Source organism: Streptococcus sp. SCPM-O-B-15304 (M98) (assembly GCF_058200215.1).
On the sequence record NZ_JBYQGQ010000011.1, the window covers coordinates 30,381 to 49,703 of the forward strand.

The following is a 19,323-nucleotide window of genomic DNA, read 5'->3' on the forward strand; positions in this document are numbered from 1 at the left end:
AGTTTAGAATAAATATGTATTTACTATCCATTATATTTCGTAAACTACTCGCTGTTATATTTTATCATGTCAGCCGTTGAATACCAAGCATTTTGCTCAATTTTTCTGAAAAAAATTTCTACTTTTATAGTTCAAATTATTCAGTAAATCATATAAAATTCAATATACCTTTTCTATATATTTAATACAAAAAAAGAGGGATAACCCTCTTTTTGTTTAAGCATTATTTTATTCACTTACTTCAACAGTTTCAACGACTTCTTCTACAGTCGTATCTACTGAAGCTTCTTCTTGAGAAGATGCTAGGTAAGACTCTTCATTGATAGCTTGTGGTTCAAGGTTACGGTAACGTGCCATACCTGTACCAGCTGGGATAATCTTACCGATGATAACATTTTCCTTAAGACCAAGGAGATGGTCTTTCTTACCACGGATAGCTGCGTCTGTAAGGACACGAGTTGTTTCCTGGAAGGAAGCTGCTGACAAGAAACTATTTGTTTCAAGTGAGGCTTTGGTGATTCCCATAAGGACTGGACGACCAGTCGCTGGCACTCCACCTGCGATGAGAACATCCTTATTAGCATCTGTAAAGTCGTTGATGTCCATAAGAGTTCCCATGAGAAGATCTGTGTCTCCTGGATCCATAACACGAACTTTACGGATCATTTGACGAACCATTACCTCGATGTGTTTGTCACCGATTTCTACCCCTTGGCTACGGTAAACTTTTTGTACTTCACCGAGGAGGTAAGTTTCAACTGATAAGACATCACGTACAGCAAGGAGACGTTTTGGTTGGATTGAACCTTCTGTCAATGCTGCACCACGAGAGACTTGGTCCCCAACTTCAACACGCATACGAGCTGTAAATGGTACCACGTATTCGCCTTCTCCAGTTTCACCCTTAACGAAGACTTTCTTAGTACGAGTTGAAGCATCTTCTTCGATAGCAGTAACTTGTCCTTTGACTTCTGTGATAACCGCTTCCCCTTTAGGATTGCGGGCTTCAAAGATTTCTTGGACACGAGGAAGACCCTGAGTGATATCGGTATTTGAGGCAACCCCACCCGTGTGGAAGGTACGCATTGTAAGCTGTGTACCAGGTTCCCCGATAGATTGGGCAGCGATTGTACCAACTGCTTCACCAACTTCAACCGCATCACCAGTCGCCAAGTTGATACCATAACAGTGACGGCAAACACCATGACGAGTGTTACATGTAAATACTGAGCGGATAGTTACTTCTTCAACACCAGCATTGACGATTTCACGCGCCTTGTCTTCTGTGATCAATTCATTTGGACCAATGATAACTGCACCAGTTTCTGGGTGTTTAACAGTTTTCTTAGTGTAACGACCATTGAGACGTTCTTCAAGAGACTCAATCATCTCTTTACCTTCAGTGATAGAACGGATCAAGAGACCACGATCAGTTCCACAGTCATCTTCACGGATAATCACATCTTGGGCAACGTCAACCAAACGACGAGTCAAGTAACCTGAGTCGGCTGTCTTAAGGGCCGTATCGGTCATACCTTTACGAGCACCGTGAGTTGAGAAGAACATTTCGAGCACTGACAAACCTTCACGGAAGTTTGAAAGGATTGGCAATTCCATGATACGTCCGTTCGGAGCAGCCATCAGACCACGCATACCGGCAAGCTGTGAGAAGTTTGAGATGTTACCACGGGCTCCAGAGTCCATCATCATAACGATTGGGTTCTTAGGATCTTGGTTGGCAATCAATCGTTTCTCAAGCTTTTCACGGGCAGCACGCCATTCAGCTGTTACAGCATTGTAACGCTCGTCGTCTGTGATCATACCACGACGGAATTGTTTCGTGATTTGTTCTACACGTTTGTGTGATTCTTCGATGATTTCAGCCTTGTCTTCAACGACTGGAATGTCGGCAATACCCACTGTCAATCCTGCAAGAGTTGAGTGGTGGTAACCGAGGTTCTTCATACGGTCAAGTAGGGCAGAAGTTTCTGTCGTACGGAAACGTTTGAAGATTTCAGCGATGATATTTCCAAGGTTTTTCTTCTTGAATGGAGGGTTAAGTTCAAGATTGCTGATTGCTTCCTTGATATCTCCACCAAGTGGCAAGAAGTATTTATCTGGAACGCCTTCTGTTAAGTTGGCATTGTTTGGTTCTTGCAAGTATGGTAGACCCTCTGGCATGATGTCGTTGAAGAGGATCTTACCAACAGTTGTAAGCAAGATTTTGTGTTTTTGCTCTTCTGTCCATGGTTTGTTGAGGCTGTCTGTTGCGATACCAACACGTGAGTGGAGGTGAACATAGCCATTGCGGTAAGCCATAACAGCTTCGTCACGGTCTTTGAAGGCCATTCCTTCACCTTCACGACCAGCTTCTTCCATGGTCAAGTAGTAGTTACCCAAAACCATGTCCTGAGATGGAGTAACAACGGGTTTACCGTCTTTCGGGTTCAAGATATGCTCAGCAGCAAGCATCAAGATACGAGCTTCTGCTTGGGCTTCTTCTGAGAGCGGTACGTGTATGGCCATTTGGTCACCGTCAAAGTCGGCATTGTAGGCTTCACAGACAAGTGGGTGCAAGCGAAGGGCTTTACCGTCAATCAAGACAGGTTCAAAGGCTTGGATACCCAAACGGTGAAGGGTAGGTGCGCGGTTCAAAAGTACTGGGTGTTCTTTGATAACTTCTTCGAGGATATCCCAGATACGTTCATCTCCACGTTCTACCAAGCGTTTAGCCGCTTTAACGTTTTGCACGATATCGCGCGCAACGATTTCACGCATCACGAATGGTTTAAAGAGCTCGATTGCCATTTCACGTGGCACACCACATTGGTACATCTTAAGAGTTGGACCAACGGCGATAACGGAACGTCCTGAGAAGTCAACACGTTTACCGAGCAAGTTTTGACGGAAGCGTCCTTGTTTACCTTTGAGCATGTGGCTCAATGATTTAAGTGGACGGCTACCTGGTCCTGTAATTGGACGACCACGACGACCATTGTCAATCAAAGCGTCAACCGCTTCTTGAAGCATACGCTTCTCATTTTGAACGATGATACCTGGTGCGTTCAACTCAAGCAAACGAGCCAAACGGTTGTTACGGTTGATAACACGACGGTAAAGGTCGTTCAAGTCAGATGAGGCAAAACGGCCACCATCCAACTGCAACATTGGACGAAGATCTGGTGGAATAACCGGAAGGATGTTAAGAATCATCCATTCAGGTTTGTTTCCAGACTTGTAAAAGGCATCCAAAACATCCAAACGACGGATAGCTTTGATACGTTTTTGCCCAGTTGCTGTTTTCAATTCTTCTTTAAGTTCAGCAATTTCTTTTTCAAGATCTACTTGTTTCAAGAGGTCTTGGATAGCTTCGGCACCCATTTTAGCAACGAATGATCCGTAGCCATATTCACGCAAGCGCTCACGATATTCACGCTCTGTCATGATAGATTTGTGCTCAAGTGGTGTATCCTTCGGATCGATCACCACGTAAGCAGCAAAGTAGATTACTTCCTCGAGGGCACGAGGACTCATATCAAGGGTCAAGCCCATACGGCTTGGAATTCCCTTGAAATACCAGATATGAGATACAGGAGCTTTCAACTCGATGTGTCCCATACGTTCACGACGAACTTTTGTACGCGTTACTTCAACACCACAACGGTCACAAACAATCCCTCTGTAACGAATGCGTTTGTACTTACCACAAGCACATTCCCAGTCTTTTGTAGGACCAAAGATGACTTCGTCAAATAGTCCTTCACGTTCTGGTTTCAACGTACGGTAATTGATTGTTTCAGGTTTTTTGACTTCTCCATAAGACCATGAACGGACTTTACTTGGAGAAGCTAGTGTGATTTGCATACTTTTAAAACGATTTACGTCAACCACTATTTCTTCCCTTTCTATTCTAAGTGAGCTACTTATTCTTGTTCAGTAGCTTCTTCTGTTGCTTCCGCTTTTGCACCTTCTTCAGCTTCAAAAGCAGCTTTTGCTTCTTCAGCAGCTTTTTTACGTGCTTTTTCAAGGTCATCTACGTGGATGACATCTTCGTCCATGCCCTCATCAAGATCACGAAGTTCAACTTCTTGATCATCTTCGTCAAGGACACGCATGTCAAGACCAAGTGATTGCAATTCTTTAACAAGAACTCGGAAGGATTCTGGAACACCTGGTTTTGGAATTGGTTTTCCTTTTGTAATAGCTTCATAAGCTTTCAAACGTCCGTTGATATCGTCAGACTTGTAAGTCAAGATTTCTTGAAGAACATTTGATGCACCATAGGCTTCAAGCGCCCAAACCTCCATCTCACCGAAACGTTGTCCACCAAACTGAGCTTTACCTCCGAGTGGTTGTTGGGTAACGGTTGAATATGGTCCGACTGAACGAGCGTGCAATTTATCATCAACCATGTGGTGAAGTTTGATCATGTACATGACACCAACTGACACACGGTTATCAAATGGTTCACCAGTACGTCCATCGTAAAGGATAGTCTTAGCATCGCTATCCATACCTGCTTCCTTAACAGTTGACCAAAGATCTTCTGAACTTGCTCCGTCAAAGACTGGTGTTGCGATGTGAATACCAAGAGTACGAGCTGCCATACCAAGGTGGAGCTCCATAACCTGACCGATATTCATACGTGATGGCACCCCAAGTGGGTTCAACATGATATCAACTGGAGTTCCGTCTGGAAGGTAAGGCATGTCTTCTACAGGAACGATACGAGAGACAACCCCTTTGTTTCCGTGACGTCCGGCCATCTTATCTCCGACCTTGATCTTACGTTTTTGAGCGATGTAAACTCGAACCAGCATGTTAACACCTGATTGCAATTCATCTCCATTTGCACGTGTAAAGATCTTAACATCACGAACAACACCATCGGCACCGTGTGGTACACGAAGAGAAGTATCACGAACTTCACGAGACTTGTCTCCGAAGATAGCGTGCAAGAGACGTTCTTCAGCTGAAAGGTCTTTCTCACCCTTAGGTGTTACTTTACCTACAAGGATGTCCCCTTCTTTAACCTCAGCACCGATACGGATAATTCCCATTTCGTCAAGGTCTTTAAGAGCATCTTCACCAACGTTTGGAATTTCACGAGTGATTTCTTCAGGTCCAAGCTTTGTATCGCGTGTTTCTGATTCATATTCTTCAAGGTGGACAGATGTGTAGACATCGTCTTTCACCAAGCGTTCGCTCATGATAACGGCATCCTCGAAGTTGTAACCTTCCCATGTCATGTAGGCAACGATTGGATTTTGCCCAAGCGCCATTTCTCCATTTTCCATAGAAGGTCCATCTGCAATAAAGTCGCCTTTTTCTACAACGTCACCAACTTTAACAAGCGTACGTTGGTTGTAAGCAGTACCTGAGTTTGAACGACGGAATTTTTGGATATGGTAAACATCCAATGAGCCATCTTCACGACGAACTTCTACCTTGTCAGCATCGGCATAAGTAACTTTACCATCATACTGAGCAATTACAGCCGCTCCAGAGTCGTGGGCTGCTTGATATTCCATACCAGTACCAACGTAAGGTGCTTTTGGATTAATCAATGGTACAGCCTGACGTTGCATGTTGGCACCCATGAGGGCACGGTTGGAGTCGTCGTTTTCCAAGAAAGGAATACATGCTGTCGCAACGGCAACTACCTGTTTTGGAGAAACGTCCATGTAATCAACACTTGAAGCTGGGTATTCTTGGTTAACCCCTTGGTGACGTCCCATGACAACTTTTTCAGCAAAAGTGCCATCTGCGTTCAATTTAGAGTTAGCCTGTGCTACTGTGTACTCATCTTCTTCATCAGCAGTCAACCAAACGATTTCGTTAGTTACTTTTCCAGTTTCACGGTCAACCTTGCGGTATGGTGTTTGAATGAAGCCATACTTGTTGAGGTGTCCGTATGAAGACAAGTTGTTGATCAAACCGATGTTTGGCCCCTCAGGTGTCTCGATTGGACACATACGACCATAGTGAGTGTAGTGCACGTCACGCACTTCATATCCAGCGCGGTCACGTGTCAAACCACCAGGTCCTAAGGCAGACAAACGACGTTTGTGTGACAACTCAGAAAGCGGGTTGTGTTGGTCCATGAACTGTGACAATTGAGAAGAACCAAAGAATTCTTTGATTGCTGCAGTTACTGGACGGATATTAATGATTTGTTGAGGTGTTAATACTTCGTTATCTTGAACAGACATACGTTCACGAACGTTACGTTCCATACGTGAAAGTCCAAGGCGTACTTGGTTGGCAAGCAATTCACCAACGGCACGGATACGACGATTTCCAAGGTGGTCGATATCATCCACACGACCGATACCTTCAGCCAAGTTGAGGAAATAGCTCATTTCAGCAAGGATGTCTGCTGGTGTGATAGTGCGAACTTTATCATCTGGATTTGCATTACCGATGATTGTTACAACACGATCTGGATCAGTTGGTGCTACAACCTTGAACTTTTGAAGAACAACTGGCTCTGTTACTACAGCCGCATCATTTGGAATGTAGACAATCTTGTTCAAATCACCATCCAAATGGCTTTCAATGCTCTCAATCACGCTACGAGTCATGATTGTTCCAGCTTCTACCAAGATTTCACCTGTTTCAGGGTCTACCAATGGCTCAGCAATGGTTTGGTTAAGCAAACGTGTTTTAACATTGAGTTTTTTATTGATCTTGTAACGACCAACTGCAGCCAAGTCATAACGACGTGGGTCAAAGAAACGAGCTACAAGCAAGCTACGTGAGCTTTCAGCAGTCTTAGGCTCACCTGGACGAAGGCGTTCGTAGATTTCCTTCAAAGCTTCGTCTGTACGAGAGTCCATTGGGTTCTTGTGAATATCTTTTTCAACAGTGTTACGAACAAGATCGCTGTCACCAAAGATATCAAAGATTTCATCATCGCCTGAGAAACCAAGCGCACGAACCAAGGTCGTAAATGGAATCTTACGAGTACGGTCGATACGAGTATAGGCGATGTCTTTTGAGTCGCTTTCAAGTTCCAACCAAGCTCCACGGTTAGGGATAACAGTTGAACCGTAACCCACTTTACCATTTTTGTCTACCTTGTCATTAAAGTAAACACCTGGAGAACGCACCAACTGTGATACGATGATACGTTCACCACCGTTGATGATAAAGGTTCCCATCTCAGTCATGATTGGGAAATCACCAAAGAAAACTTCCTGTGTCTTGATTTCGCCAGTTTCTTTGTTAATCAAGCGGAAGGTTACAAAGATAGGTGCTGAGTAGCTAGCATCGTGGATACGAGCCTCTTCAAGCGTATATTTAGGTTCTTTGATTTCGTAGCCAACAAATTCCAACTCCATTGTGTCTGTGAAGTTTGAAATTGGCAATACATCTTCAAACACTTCCTTCAGACCATGGTCTAGGAAATCTTTGAATGAATCAGTTTGAATTTCAATCAAATTTGGTAAGTCAAGAACTTCTTTGATTCTTGAAAAACTACGACGGGTACGATGTTTCCCGTATTGAACGTCATGTCCTGCCAAGATGATTCTCCTTTTTAAATAAAGTTCCAAGCTTAGTGATCTAAGCTAGTAATTATCGTTAGATGGTTCTAAAAACCCTATCAACTTATCCCCCTTGACTAATTTTCAGAATCTTTAAATCTTTGTTACAAAGGTCAAAAAACTTGAAAAAAAGCACAAAAAGAGCAGCTAAATCCGACTTTTTCAGGAGATTTAACTGCTGTGAGCCTTGTCCGGACAATATTTCAGACAAAACCTACGACAAATGATTATTTATATTATACCCTATTTAGCTAGATTTTTCAAGGTTTTAAAATATTTTTCTCTTCCTCTAATCCGTTAATTATCTACATCTTTCTTTGGAAAATCAAGTCCATATTTAGGAAAACGCTTGCCTTAACTATTCCCTCATGCTATACTGTTATTGAAATTAATAGACAGGAGACATTTTATGAAAACAGCTAAAACCACTGTTACAATCGTTTCTGCACTTGCATCTGTCATCTTATTGACCAGCTGCGCCACAAAATCCACAGAAACACAAACATCCGCTAATAACTCATCTGACAATCAGATTACAATGACTTACGACCAACTACGGTCTAGAGAAAATACCATGTCAACTCTCTGGTATCAAAAAGCGGCCGAAACAAAAGCCTTGTATCTACAAGGTTATAATGTTGCTACAGATCGTCTAAAGGAATTACTGAAAACAGAATCAGACAAGCCTTATTCGATTGTTTTGGACTTGGACGAAACGGTCCTAGATAACAGTCCTTATCAAGTTCAAAATGTCAAAGATGGAACAGTATTCACACCTGAAAATTGGGATGTTTGGGTCCAAAAAGCTGCAGCAAAAGCCGTCCCAGGTGCTAAAGATTTTCTTCAGTTTGCCGATCAAAACGGTGTCCAAATCTACTATATTTCTGACCGTTCAGTCGACCAAGTAGATGCTACCATTAAAAATCTAGAAAGCGAAGGTATTCCTGTACAAGGACGTGATCACCTCATGTTCCTAGAAAGTGGTGTAAAATCCAAAGAAGGTCGTCGACAAGCGGTTCAAGAAAAGACAAATCTTGTGTTACTATTTGGTGATAACCTTGTAGACTTTGCAGATTTTTCTAAGACTTCTGAATCTGACCGTGATAAACAGCTTGAAGAATTGCAAAAAGAATTCGGTGAAAAATTCATCATCTTCCCAAATCCAATGTATGGATCATGGGAAACAGCAGTTTACGGTGGTAATAAACTCGATGCCAAGGGACAAGTAGAAGAACGTGAAAAGGCTTTACAAGGCTTTGACAAGTAATGAAAACTTGGTATTCAATAAGGCCATAAGTACAAAAAGAAGTGCAAAAGCTCTTTAACTGACAAAACTCAAAAAAGCGGACAAGAGAGGATTCTGATAACCAGAAAACTTTCCTGTTCGCTTTTATCATGTGAATCGTATCTTAATGAGCCAGCATTTCTTGGGCGATTTCTTGACCAGATAAGCCATCTGGATAGTAGGTTGGCCAGTTATCCATTTCTTCAAAGAGGGCTTCCTGGCTAGTGCCTCCAAAGAAGATATGGAAATGCTCTGCCTTGACTGGTGCGATATTGTGGTCGCTGAATTGAACATACTTAAATTGTCCAGCGTCTGCATCTGTCGCTTCAAAGAGATAACGAACTCCTCGATTCCCTTTCTTATAGGTCAAGATTTTCTTGCCGACATACTTGTAGGTATATTTCTTACTTTGATCACCTTGGATGAATTCCATAGTGTTATCCGTGATATTAATCTTAGATACATCCGTTTGATAGCCTTTTTGATAGTAGGATTTATATTCATCCTTAGTCATCTTACCAGTCAACTTAGCCTTGTAGTCAAAGACTTGGTCTAGAGTACCATCTTCAAGGAAAGGATAGACTGACTGCCAGTTACCAGCATAGTCACTCAAGGTACGATCCTTGACATCAGCATCCTCAAAGTAACCATTTTGAACGGTTTTAGTTTCCTCGGCTTTTTCTGGTTCAATTTCTGCCCCTGCCTGGTCAGTTGTTTGCTTGAGGGCTTTGAGATTTTTCTCCATGACAGAGATATAGTTCTCACCGGCCTTCATGTCCTCTTCGGTCAAGCTTTCCAGAGGATTCAGAACATCTAACTTAACTCCTGTTTCTTTTGAAAGAGTATTAGCTAGAGCTTGTGAGGCATTTTCTTCAAAGTAGATATAAGAAATCTTATTCTTCTTGATGTACTCGGTCAATTCTGCCAAGCGGCTTGCTGAAGGCTCCGCATCTGGCGAAAGCCCAGAGATAGAGACTTGAGTGAGTCCGTAGTCTAAGGCAAGATAACGAAAGGCAGCGTGTTGAGTCACAAAACTCTTTTGTTTAGCACTAGAAAGTCCTTCAGTATAGGCTTTATCCAAGGCTTGCAATTTTTCGATATAGGCTGCTGCATTTTGCTCAAAAGTCGCCTTCTTATCTGGATAGTCAGCTGAAAGACTATCACGGATGTGCTCTACAAGTTTGATTGCACGCGCAGGAGACAACCATACATGAGGGTCATACTCGTGATGATGACCCCCTTCGCCGTGGTCATGGTCTTCCTCTTCTTCACTACCTGGAAGAAGCAACATATCTCCAGTAGCCTTGATTGTTTTTACTTTTTTGGCATCTAGTGAATCTAAAAGCTTGGGAACCCAAGTTTCCATGTTCTCATTTTCATACACAAAGGCGTCGGCGTCTTGGATTTTAGCAACTGCCTTAGGCGATGGTTCATAATCATGTGGTTCTGTCCCTGCCCCAATCAAGAGCTCGACATTGGCTGTATCGCCTGCTACTTGTTTGGTAAATTCGTAAACAGGGTAGAATGTTGTGACGATATTTAATTTTCCATCTGCCTGTTTTTGATTGGAACAAGCCACTAAGAATACCGTCACAAGACTTGCCAAAAGTAGGCCTAGTTTTTTCATTTTCTTCTCCTATTTGATAAAACGTTTGAGTAAGCTGACTAACAAAAAGACAACTACAAAGATAATGGTAATACTTGCACTCGGTGGTGTCTCTGCATAGTAGGAGATATAAAGTCCCGCCACCATACCTAGAAAACCAATAACGCTGGCAAGAATCATCACCGAACTAAAGTTCTTCCCTAAACGCAAAGCGATACTAGCTGGTAGGACCATGATGGTCGATACCAAGAGTGCTCCTGCAGCTGGAATCATAAGAGCAATAGCCACACCCGTCACCATGTTAAAGAGGATAGACATAGTACGCACTGGAAGGCCATCTACAAAAGCTGTATCCTCGTCAAACGTTAAGATGTACATGGGTCTCAAAAAGAGGAAGGTCAGAATTAAAACAACCGCTGCAATGACAAAGAGCCCAATTACCTGCTCTTGACTGATGGTCACAATAGAACCAAACAGGTATTGGTCCAAACTCATAGAACTCGAGCTCTTACCCTTACTCATAACAATGAGTGAAACTGCAAGTCCTGTAGACATGAGAATAGCTGTCCCAATCTCCATAAAGCTCTTGTAAACCGTACGGAGATATTCAAGAAAGACCGCGGCAATCAAGACAATGGCAATGGTTGAGATGGTTGGAGAAATCCCCAAAACCAAACCAAAGGCAACCCCTGAAAGCGAAACGTGACTCAGAGTATCACTCATAAGGCTCTGACGACGCAAGATGAGGAAGGTCCCAAGGACTGGCGAAAAGAGACTCATGGCAATAACGGCCAAAAAGGCTCGCTGCATAAAATCATAAGACAATAGATTAAGCATGCTCCACCTCCTGGTCATTTTCATGGACATTGAAACAACGCCATGGGGAATCTTGGTCACGGACAAGGTGGATATTGCGATCTGCGTAATCCTTGACTTCTTCAGGATCGTGAGTAATCATCAAAACAGCCTTGCCATGGTGGTGGGCACTGTGGTGCATGAGCTCATAAAATTCATTCTTGGTACCTGCATCCATCCCTGTTGTCGGCTCATCCAAGATAAAGATATCTGGATCTGAAGCAAACATACGTGCAATGACCGCTCTTTGCTTTTGCCCACCAGAGAGAGAGCCAATCCGTTTATCCCGATGTTCCCACATGCCAACTGAGTTTAAACTAGCCTTGATGTGTTCTTCGTCGTGAGCATTCAAACGACGGAACCAGCCCTTTCTTGGGTAGCGACCTGATTTGACAAATTCATAAACGGTACTTGGAAAGCCTGCATTAAAACTTGCAATCTGTTGAGGAAGATAGGCAATTCTTAGCTTTTTCCCATGAATATTTGTCTTTGAGATGGTTACTTTCCCAATTCGTGGTTGTAAAATACCTAGACTAGCTTTGATAAGAGTAGTCTTTGCCGCTCCATTTTCTCCTGTCAGTGTGACAAATTCCCCACTATCAACACTGTAATTGATATGCTCAAGCACAGGTTCCTTGTCATAATAGAAGGACAAATCCTCTACTGTGATGTATCTCATTACTTGATTTCTCCTACTAAAGCAGTTAAAAACCGCTGGATAATTTTTTGTTCGTTTGGTGTGAACTGAGTGGCAACCTGCTCATAAGTCGAGAGGGTATGTTCATGATGATGGTGGTGTTCCTCAGCAATAGGTCGAGCCAAGTCTGTCAATTGATAGAAGACAACGCGAGCATCCTTAGGATCCTTAGACGTTTCTAACATTCCCTCCTTAACCAGGGATTTGATAGCCTTTGTAACGGCAGCTTGACTGACATTGAGACGACGCGCCAACTCAGAGTTGGTGAGCGACTCCTCTGATAAAAGCATGAGAATATGCTCCTGGGTATTGGTCAAGGCTACATCACTGGTACAATGACCAATGAGAATTTCATGCTGGTTTTCAGCTTTTAGGATAATCTCATTTAAAAATTGATCGATATCTTTTGCCAACTGTCTCATGATTTGCTCCTTTCTCAGAACGGAATTTCTATAAATACAAGGTTTTCATACTCTTCAAAAATCAAATTCAAACCACGTCAGCTTCGTCTTGGCGTACTCAAGTACAGCCTGCGTCTCGCTTCCTAGTTTGCTCTTTGATTTTTATTGAGTATCGCGCCATTCCTTTACTAGTTAAGTATATCACATCCAAGCAAGGAGTCAAGAAAAAAGATGAAAACACCTGAGATGTTTTCATCTTGTAGAATTATTTTTCTTGTTTACGACTAGTCCAGAGGGCTGTCGCTCCAAGAATCATACCCAATAGCATCATGAAAATAGATTGCTCACTACCTGTATTTGGAAGTAATTTTTCTGAAACTACTGTCTTGTTAGCAAACTGATCTGCAACCTTATAATCAACTTTTACAGTAGATGTTTGAGCAGGAGTTGTTCCCTGATTTTTTCCTGATGGAGTTGTTTTTGTTGCTGAATCTTGCTCCGATTTAGCTGGAGTTGTCTTTTGAACTTTTCCTGGCTTAGTTGCATCATTTCCTGAATTAGCCGGAGTTGTTTCCTGATTTTTTCCTGGTTGAGTAGGAGTTTTTGCTGGATCTGTTTCTGAATCTTTTCCTGGTTTAGCTGGATCTTGCTCTTTACCTTGATCTTCTGGCAGTTTAAATGTTTTTGAATCCACAGAAATCGTGCGTGAGTTTGGATTTACCTTTTCATACTGAGTCAAATCAGCTGTTTTAAGGTAATCTTCAAAGGCGGCATCCATTGAAGGACCTTCTTCTCTGGCACCACCAAGCATAGTATAACCGTCACCACCTGCTGCAAGGAAGTCATTGGTTGCTAGGTAGTAAACTTTTTCCAAATCTAGTTTTTCATAAAGACCAGTCGCACCATTCTTAACTTGAATAGCCAAGACACGTTTGCCTGCAGCTAGATTTGTATCGTAGTAGACCTTGGCTCCTGAAATCTGTAAGAATCCGCCACTTGGTTCTAGCAATGGTTGACCATTTTCATCCAAGACAGTTTTTCCTGCCTTATCAACCTGCAAAATAGATCCAAGTGATTTTTCAAACATGTCAAAAACTTGCTGACCAGTTACTTGAATTTGTGAAATTGTGTTCCCAAATGGTAGAACCGCAATGACATTTCCTTTTGTAATTGGCTTATCTTTGGCAATCGTTTCACGCAAGCCACCACCATTGGTCACAGCGATATCCGTCGGATGACTAAAGCCTGTTTGACCGTATTGATAGAGAGAATCTGCGACAACATTTCCAAGGTTAGTTTCACGGACACGGACATTTTCACGGTCACCGTTCAATTCAACTGGACTATTTGAAACAACTTCTATAGCATTTTCAGCGTCATACTTTTGTTTGATGTCCTTGACAAGTTTTTCAATTTTTGGATTAGCTTCCAATTTCTTAGCATCTGCAGCTGCAATGAGTGAAGGATTCCCCAATAATTGGCGAGATTTGTAAGTGATTTTACCAACGTTATGGAGATAGCTTCCTGTCTGGTTGTATGTTACATTGTCACCATAAGTAGTCGATTCTACTGTATGAGAGTGACCATCAATAACAGTGACACGCTTACCTTTCAAAAGAGGATTTTTTGAAAGTGCTTCTGCAAGAGTAGAACCGCGCCATTCTACTGGTGTTGTTGTATCAACTCCCAAGTGAGCGAGAACAACATAGTGTTTGTAGTCTTTGCCTTCTGCCAAGGCTTTAGCTTGAATTTCTTCGATAACCTTGTTAACCTCTGCAATAGGTTCTGTAAAGGTTACGCCTTTAACATTTTTAGGGTGGGTCTTAGTAGCTGTTTCAGGTGTTGTCACACCGATGACGACAAACTCATCACCTGCAACATCCTTGTTCTTATCAACAATTGTTGCTGCTTCAAATAAACGAGCACCATTGACATAAGTGTTTGAGCTGAGCAATGGGAAGTTCAAAATTTCTTTGTATTTTTTAACTTCATCAAGTCCAAAGTCGAACTCATGATTTCCTACAGCCATAGCATCATAGCCCATCTCGTTTAAGATTTTGGCACGTGCTTCACCCTTTGTAGAGTTTGAAATTGGCAGACCTTGGAAGGCATCGCCTGCATCTACTACTAGAGTCGTTTGGTTGCCCTTTTCTCGCTCCTTCTCAATAACCGTTGCGAGTTTGGCATCTCCAATTACTCCTTTTTCTTCTACAATACGACCATGCACGTCATTAGTGTGCAAGATAACAGTATCTGCTTCTTCTTTTTGAGGTGCAGCCTCTTCAACTGGCGTTGCCGGACTTGTAACAACCTCAGGAGTCGCTGTCACTACTGGTGCTTCTGTAGTGCTCACAACTTCTGTAGCTTCTGAAGAACTAGTATTTTCTTCAGCATAGACTTGTCCAGCTAAAAAGGCTGGAGCTAATAGGGCTGTCGATAGCACAGGCAACAAAAAACGTTTATTCATATTGAAATCCCTTTCTCTTCTTTCTTCTACCATTATACGCTATTTAGCATCATTTTAAAACTTTTAACCTTTTTGAAGGTAACCTATCCAACATTTCATAAAAAAAGTCTGAACAAAAAGTTCAAACTCTTTTTCTATATTATTGAAAATCTTGGATATTTCCATCATAGGTTGCCCAATCTTGACTAAAGAAACGATCATTCATTTGGTAATTAGGCGCTGTTGTTGGATTGCTCAAAAAGGGATTTACAACCTTATCAAATGCTAACCAGCCTAACCAACCGATATGAATCGTGTCCTTAACAAAGTAGGGATCTCCACCGTTTTTTGAAAAGTCAGCGATATTGGTAAAGCCTTGACTCTCCAACTGGTAACGAATTTTTTCAATTGCGTGTTGATACATCTCCTCACTCAAGCCTGTATAATTCATCCATTTTTTATTGACAGGTTGAAAGACAAAGAGCACATTCACCTTAGATTTAGCAAATTGATCGAGCACTAACTGCAAATCATTGTACTCACTTGACTGGAGAAAGTTGTAATTTTTTTGATACCCTTCCCACTTTTTTAAATCTTTCTTTAGTTGAGTATTGTAAAAGTGGTTATCCATCCCCAAATCATTATTGGTCGTATTTTCTTCTGCATCCTTACGTGCAATATTTTCCAATTCTTCATACGAAAAATGCTCTGGGAGACTGCTCAAATATTTTTCAATATGATCTTTATACTTTAATCGGCCCCGAATGGAGAACTGACCAAAAAGGGCAGCTTGTCTTTCATTGAACTCAGCAGAGAGATTAACCACCGTTTGATCAAAATCTGACAATTGTTCATTCTTAGCCAGCTTCTCAACAATCCTCTTCATCGGAACTCTTGGATTTTGCTTTAAGAGTCTATTAGCCGCATATTGAGAGGCTGCATCCCCAGATTGATTCTCTAAAAAGGCAGTCAACTGATCATTGTTAAAATAGGTTTGAAAAATAGTTGGGTCATGATCCTCTTTTGTAAACCACTGTGGAGAGATTACAAATACCGCTTGTTTGTTTTCAAGCTCAGATGTGATTTGTTGCAGCCCAAAGTATTGACTAAGAGAAGCTGCTCCTGCCTGCCCCATAAAATAAGGACGATAGGGGCGATTATACTTTTCAGCTAGTACTGCTGGATGCATACTATCAAAACGAATCCATTCACTCGAACCCAAAAAGGGTATAAAACGTATATTAGGATCCGTGAGAGCTCTCACTTTTTGTCTTCTCTCTTTGAAACTTTCTGCACTTATAGAGGCTGCAGAGTATTTTTCCTCCATTAGATTATGACTCTTACTACTAGGGTAGAAAAAAATGAGTAGAAGAACCAATAAACCTGCAATAAGAATGGGCCCGAAGATTAACCACAGGCGTTTAAGCATTCTTTAACTCCGTAATCCCTGCTACGATTTTATTAGCTGTATTCCAGTCGTCACGACCAAATTCTGTAACTGGGACACGAATATCAAAGCGATTTTCGATTTCCACGATCAATTCAACTGTTCCCATACTATCCAAGACACCTGCGTCAAAAAGATCCTCATCCATCATGTCAGATACATCTTCCATAAATAATTCATCAATAATTTCAATAACTTCTGATTTGATATCCATTTTTTAATTCCTTTTATTTTTTAAACCATAAATCATTCAAAAATCCAGAAAAGATTAAGAATGAAACCATCACGACATGGAAGGTTATCACCATGCCAAGCAACTGAGCCCAGCGATTCTCAGGCAAGGGAGGTCGCCCTGCTTTCTTACGTTCTTTATTGAGCGTTTTTTTCTTTCGAACCCAGGCATCATTAATGACTAAGCCCACTCCATGAAAGAGTCCGTAGGCGATGTAAAACCAAGTTATCCCATGCCAGAACCCCATAAGGAGCATGTTCAGGATATAGGCGACACTTGAGGTCACATTTCGATTCTTAAAGAGCTTCTTTCTCGTCATCACCATGACCATGCGCATAAAGACAAAATCACGGAACCAGAAGGATAAACTCATGTGCCAGCGATTCCAAAACTCCTTCAAATCCCTTGATAAAAAGGGTTTGTTGAAGTTGATCGGACTACGAATCCCCATCAGATTTGAAATAGCTAGAGCAAACATAGAGTAACCTGCAAAGTCAAAGAAGAGCTCCAAACCAAATGTGTACATGATGGCCACTACATAATAGTTAAAGACGCCACCTGTTTGTAAAGCTAAATTCTTTAGCGGTGGTAATAAAATCTCGCCTAAAATATGAGCTAGGATAAATTTATACAGAAATCCCCACATGATATATCGAACTGACTCAGCTAGCATATCTAGCAACTCATCGCGCTCTGGTATCGTCTTATAATTTTCATTAAAACGTTTGAAACGATCAATAGGACCACTTGAAAATGTCGGCATAAAGAGAAGAAAACGCAAATACTCCCACATCTTCAAATCCTTAATGACTCCATCTCGAAGTTCGATGATGATTCCTACCGAACGAAATGTCAAATAAGAAATTCCCAAAAATCCAAGCAAAGACTGCGTTCCATTGATAGCAGGCTGCACCTTGACAAAGATGATGGGAAGTAACGACAACAGACTAACGAGATAGAAAATCCATTTGCCGTCTCGGACTTTTCGATACTGCTTGTAAAAAAGAACCAGTACCATTTGCCAAATTAGATAGATTCCTAAGGCAGCTAATTGATTGGTCTTGCCTCCCGTCAACATAGTGACTATAAAGAAGAGACTAACCAATATTTCATACCAGCCAAAACGTTTTTTGAAAAAAAGACCGATAAAGATGGGCAAGGTAGCGGTAATCACGTAGACAAAGTACTGTAGATTTCCATAGGGCTCAATATGAGGAAGCTGTTTGAGAAGCTCCATCATCTATTATTTACCTCATTGATTAAGCCTTTAATGTCAATCTTGCCATTTGGAGTTAGTGGCAATTCCTTTCTGTAAAGGAACTTAGACGGCATCATGTAAGACATCATAATATCTTCCAAGTCTTCCTTGATCGCTTTCGTGATATCGATGTCGCGCTCAAATTGTTCTTTGACACCATCTTTTAAGATAACATAGGCCAAGAGGTTTTGAACCTTGTGGTCTTTGTTGTAACGTGGAACTGCAACAGCAGATTCAACGTACTTGGATTTGTTCAAGTTTTGAGAAACATCCTCTAGCTCAATGCGGTAACCGTTAAACTTGATCTGGAAGTCCATCCGTCCACCATAGAGAAGGAGACCTTCATCTGTCATTGTTCCGACATCTCCCGTATGATAGGCTGGCAGACCTTCAAATTCGAAGAAGGCTTCAGCTGTTTTTTCAGAATTGTTCATGTAGCCTTTTGAAACAGCTGGACCAGATACGATGATCTCCCCTTGCTCTCCGTTTGGCAATTTATTCCCTTCCTCATCAATGATAAAGGTTGGAGAATCTTCTTTGGTGTAGCCAATTGGTAAACGTTTCAGGGTTGCCAACATCTCATCTGTAATAGCGACTGCTGACAAAGCAACTGTTGCTTCCGTTGGACCGTAAGCATTGATAATGCGTGCATTCGGGAAACGCTCGCGCAATTTCTGAGCGGTTTTCACGGTCAACTCTTCCCCATCAAAGTAGAAATGAGTGATCCCTGGCATCTTTTCAGCATTGAAATCTTCAGATAACATGGCCATATCTGCAAAAGATGGTGTCGAAGTCCAAATAGCAATCGGAAGAGAAAAGATAGTTGCAAAGAGTTGTTTGAAGTCTTGAGTAATGGCTGATGGGAGGGCAAAAAGCGTTCCTCCAAGAGCCAAGGTCGGTGCCCAATACATGACAGACAAGTCAAAAGAATAGGGCGGTTGCGCCAACATTTGTGGACGCTCTGGCGTCGCAAATTCCTTGTCCGTAATCATCCAGTTGGTAAAGCTGAGCAAATTATCATGCGAAATTTGCACCCCTTTTGGTTTTCCAGTTGTCCCTGAAGTAAAGATGATGTAGTAGTTATCATCCCCCTTGACCGGATGCGTCATCTCATAGCTATTCCCTTGAGCAAAGGTTTCATGAACCTGAGCTAGATTCATCATTGGTGTAGAGACCTGCTCTAATGGAAAGTCTGAGATGGCAATAATCAAACTTGGCTCTGCCACTTCTAAAATAGCTGAAACTCGCTCCAAGGCCGAATGACTGTCAATTGGAATGTAGGCATGACCTGACTTAGTCAGAGCTACAAAGGTAACTAACATCTCATACTCCTGACCACCAAAAACGACTACAGGAGATTTTTCAGGTAAATCTAGTTGATCGATGGTTGCAGCCAAACTATCCGAATCAGCCTTCAAATCACCATAGGTACGTTCCTCACCAAGAACATTATAGACTGGAAAGCTAGGCTGAGTTTGGGCGAAGTACTCAATCGCTTCAATCATATCTTTTATCGGTTTATTAGACACAGTTCGTTTTCTCCTTAAAG

At 41.8% G+C, this 19,323-nt stretch carries 12 protein-coding genes; 1 reads left to right on the plus strand and 11 read right to left on the minus strand.

Translation table 11 applies throughout. From position 1 onward, the window contains the following. Positions 1-228: 228 nt before the first annotated feature. Positions 229-3,891: a DNA-directed RNA polymerase subunit beta' gene (gene rpoC / locus AC3E7H_RS07440; protein ID WP_490676333.1), complete on the minus strand. Its 3,663-nt coding sequence runs from the start codon at positions 3,889-3,891 to the stop codon at positions 229-231. A 32-nt stretch (positions 3,892-3,923) separates the two neighbouring features. After that, complete coding sequence (gene rpoB / locus AC3E7H_RS07445; RefSeq protein WP_075228392.1) at positions 3,924-7,526, minus strand: DNA-directed RNA polymerase subunit beta; 3,603 nt, start codon at positions 7,524-7,526, stop codon at positions 3,924-3,926. Between the two features lie 430 nt (positions 7,527-7,956). On the opposite strand from rpoB, the gene AC3E7H_RS07450 reads away from it, so the two are divergent. After that, positions 7,957-8,814 (plus strand): 5'-nucleotidase, lipoprotein e(P4) family, encoded by an 858-nt coding sequence (locus tag AC3E7H_RS07450; protein WP_000844832.1) that lies wholly within the window; start codon positions 7,957-7,959, stop codon positions 8,812-8,814. 142 nt (positions 8,815-8,956) lie between these two features. Here the strand turns inward: AC3E7H_RS07450 and AC3E7H_RS07455 are convergent, their stop codons facing one another. The 9 genes from AC3E7H_RS07455 to dltA form a co-directional block, all read right to left on the minus strand. Next, entirely contained in the window at positions 8,957-10,459 is a 1,503-nt protein-coding gene (locus AC3E7H_RS07455; protein WP_000733019.1) for a zinc ABC transporter substrate-binding protein AdcA, read from the minus strand. A 9-nt stretch (positions 10,460-10,468) separates the two neighbouring features. Further along, positions 10,469-11,275, minus strand: a complete 807-nt coding sequence (locus AC3E7H_RS07460; RefSeq protein WP_000933416.1) for a metal ABC transporter permease — start codon at positions 11,273-11,275, stop codon at positions 10,469-10,471. Beyond that, positions 11,268-11,972, minus strand: coding sequence for a metal ABC transporter ATP-binding protein (locus AC3E7H_RS07465; RefSeq protein WP_001269493.1), 705 nt, complete (start codon positions 11,970-11,972; stop codon positions 11,268-11,270). The genes AC3E7H_RS07460 and AC3E7H_RS07465 overlap by 8 nt, the downstream gene beginning before the upstream one ends. Beyond that, entirely contained in the window at positions 11,972-12,412 is a 441-nt protein-coding gene (adcR, locus tag AC3E7H_RS07470; RefSeq protein ID WP_001249315.1) for a zinc-dependent transcriptional regulator AdcR, read from the minus strand. Before adcR ends, AC3E7H_RS07465 begins: the two co-directional genes overlap by 1 nt. A gap of 244 nt (positions 12,413-12,656) precedes the next feature. Continuing rightward, complete coding sequence (nt5e, locus tag AC3E7H_RS07475; RefSeq protein WP_001042068.1) at positions 12,657-14,858, minus strand: cell surface ecto-5'-nucleotidase Nt5e; 2,202 nt, start codon at positions 14,856-14,858, stop codon at positions 12,657-12,659. Between the two features lie 139 nt (positions 14,859-14,997). Next, positions 14,998-16,266: a D-alanyl-lipoteichoic acid biosynthesis protein DltD gene (gene dltD, locus AC3E7H_RS07480; protein WP_075228391.1), complete on the minus strand. Its 1,269-nt coding sequence runs from the start codon at positions 16,264-16,266 to the stop codon at positions 14,998-15,000. Then, positions 16,259-16,498: a D-alanine--poly(phosphoribitol) ligase subunit DltC gene (dltC, locus tag AC3E7H_RS07485; protein ID WP_000351968.1), complete on the minus strand. Its 240-nt coding sequence runs from the start codon at positions 16,496-16,498 to the stop codon at positions 16,259-16,261. Before dltC ends, dltD begins: the two co-directional genes overlap by 8 nt. Positions 16,499-16,511: 13 nt before the next feature. Beyond that, positions 16,512-17,756 carry a D-alanyl-lipoteichoic acid biosynthesis protein DltB gene (gene dltB, locus AC3E7H_RS07490; RefSeq protein ID WP_075228390.1) on the minus strand — a complete coding sequence of 415 codons (1,245 nt, stop codon included), beginning with the start codon at positions 17,754-17,756 and terminating at the stop codon, positions 16,512-16,514. Continuing rightward, complete coding sequence (dltA, locus tag AC3E7H_RS07495; RefSeq protein WP_007555757.1) at positions 17,753-19,303, minus strand: D-alanine--poly(phosphoribitol) ligase subunit DltA; 1,551 nt, start codon at positions 19,301-19,303, stop codon at positions 17,753-17,755. The genes dltB and dltA overlap by 4 nt, the downstream gene beginning before the upstream one ends. Between the last annotated feature and the right edge of the window lie 20 nt (positions 19,304-19,323).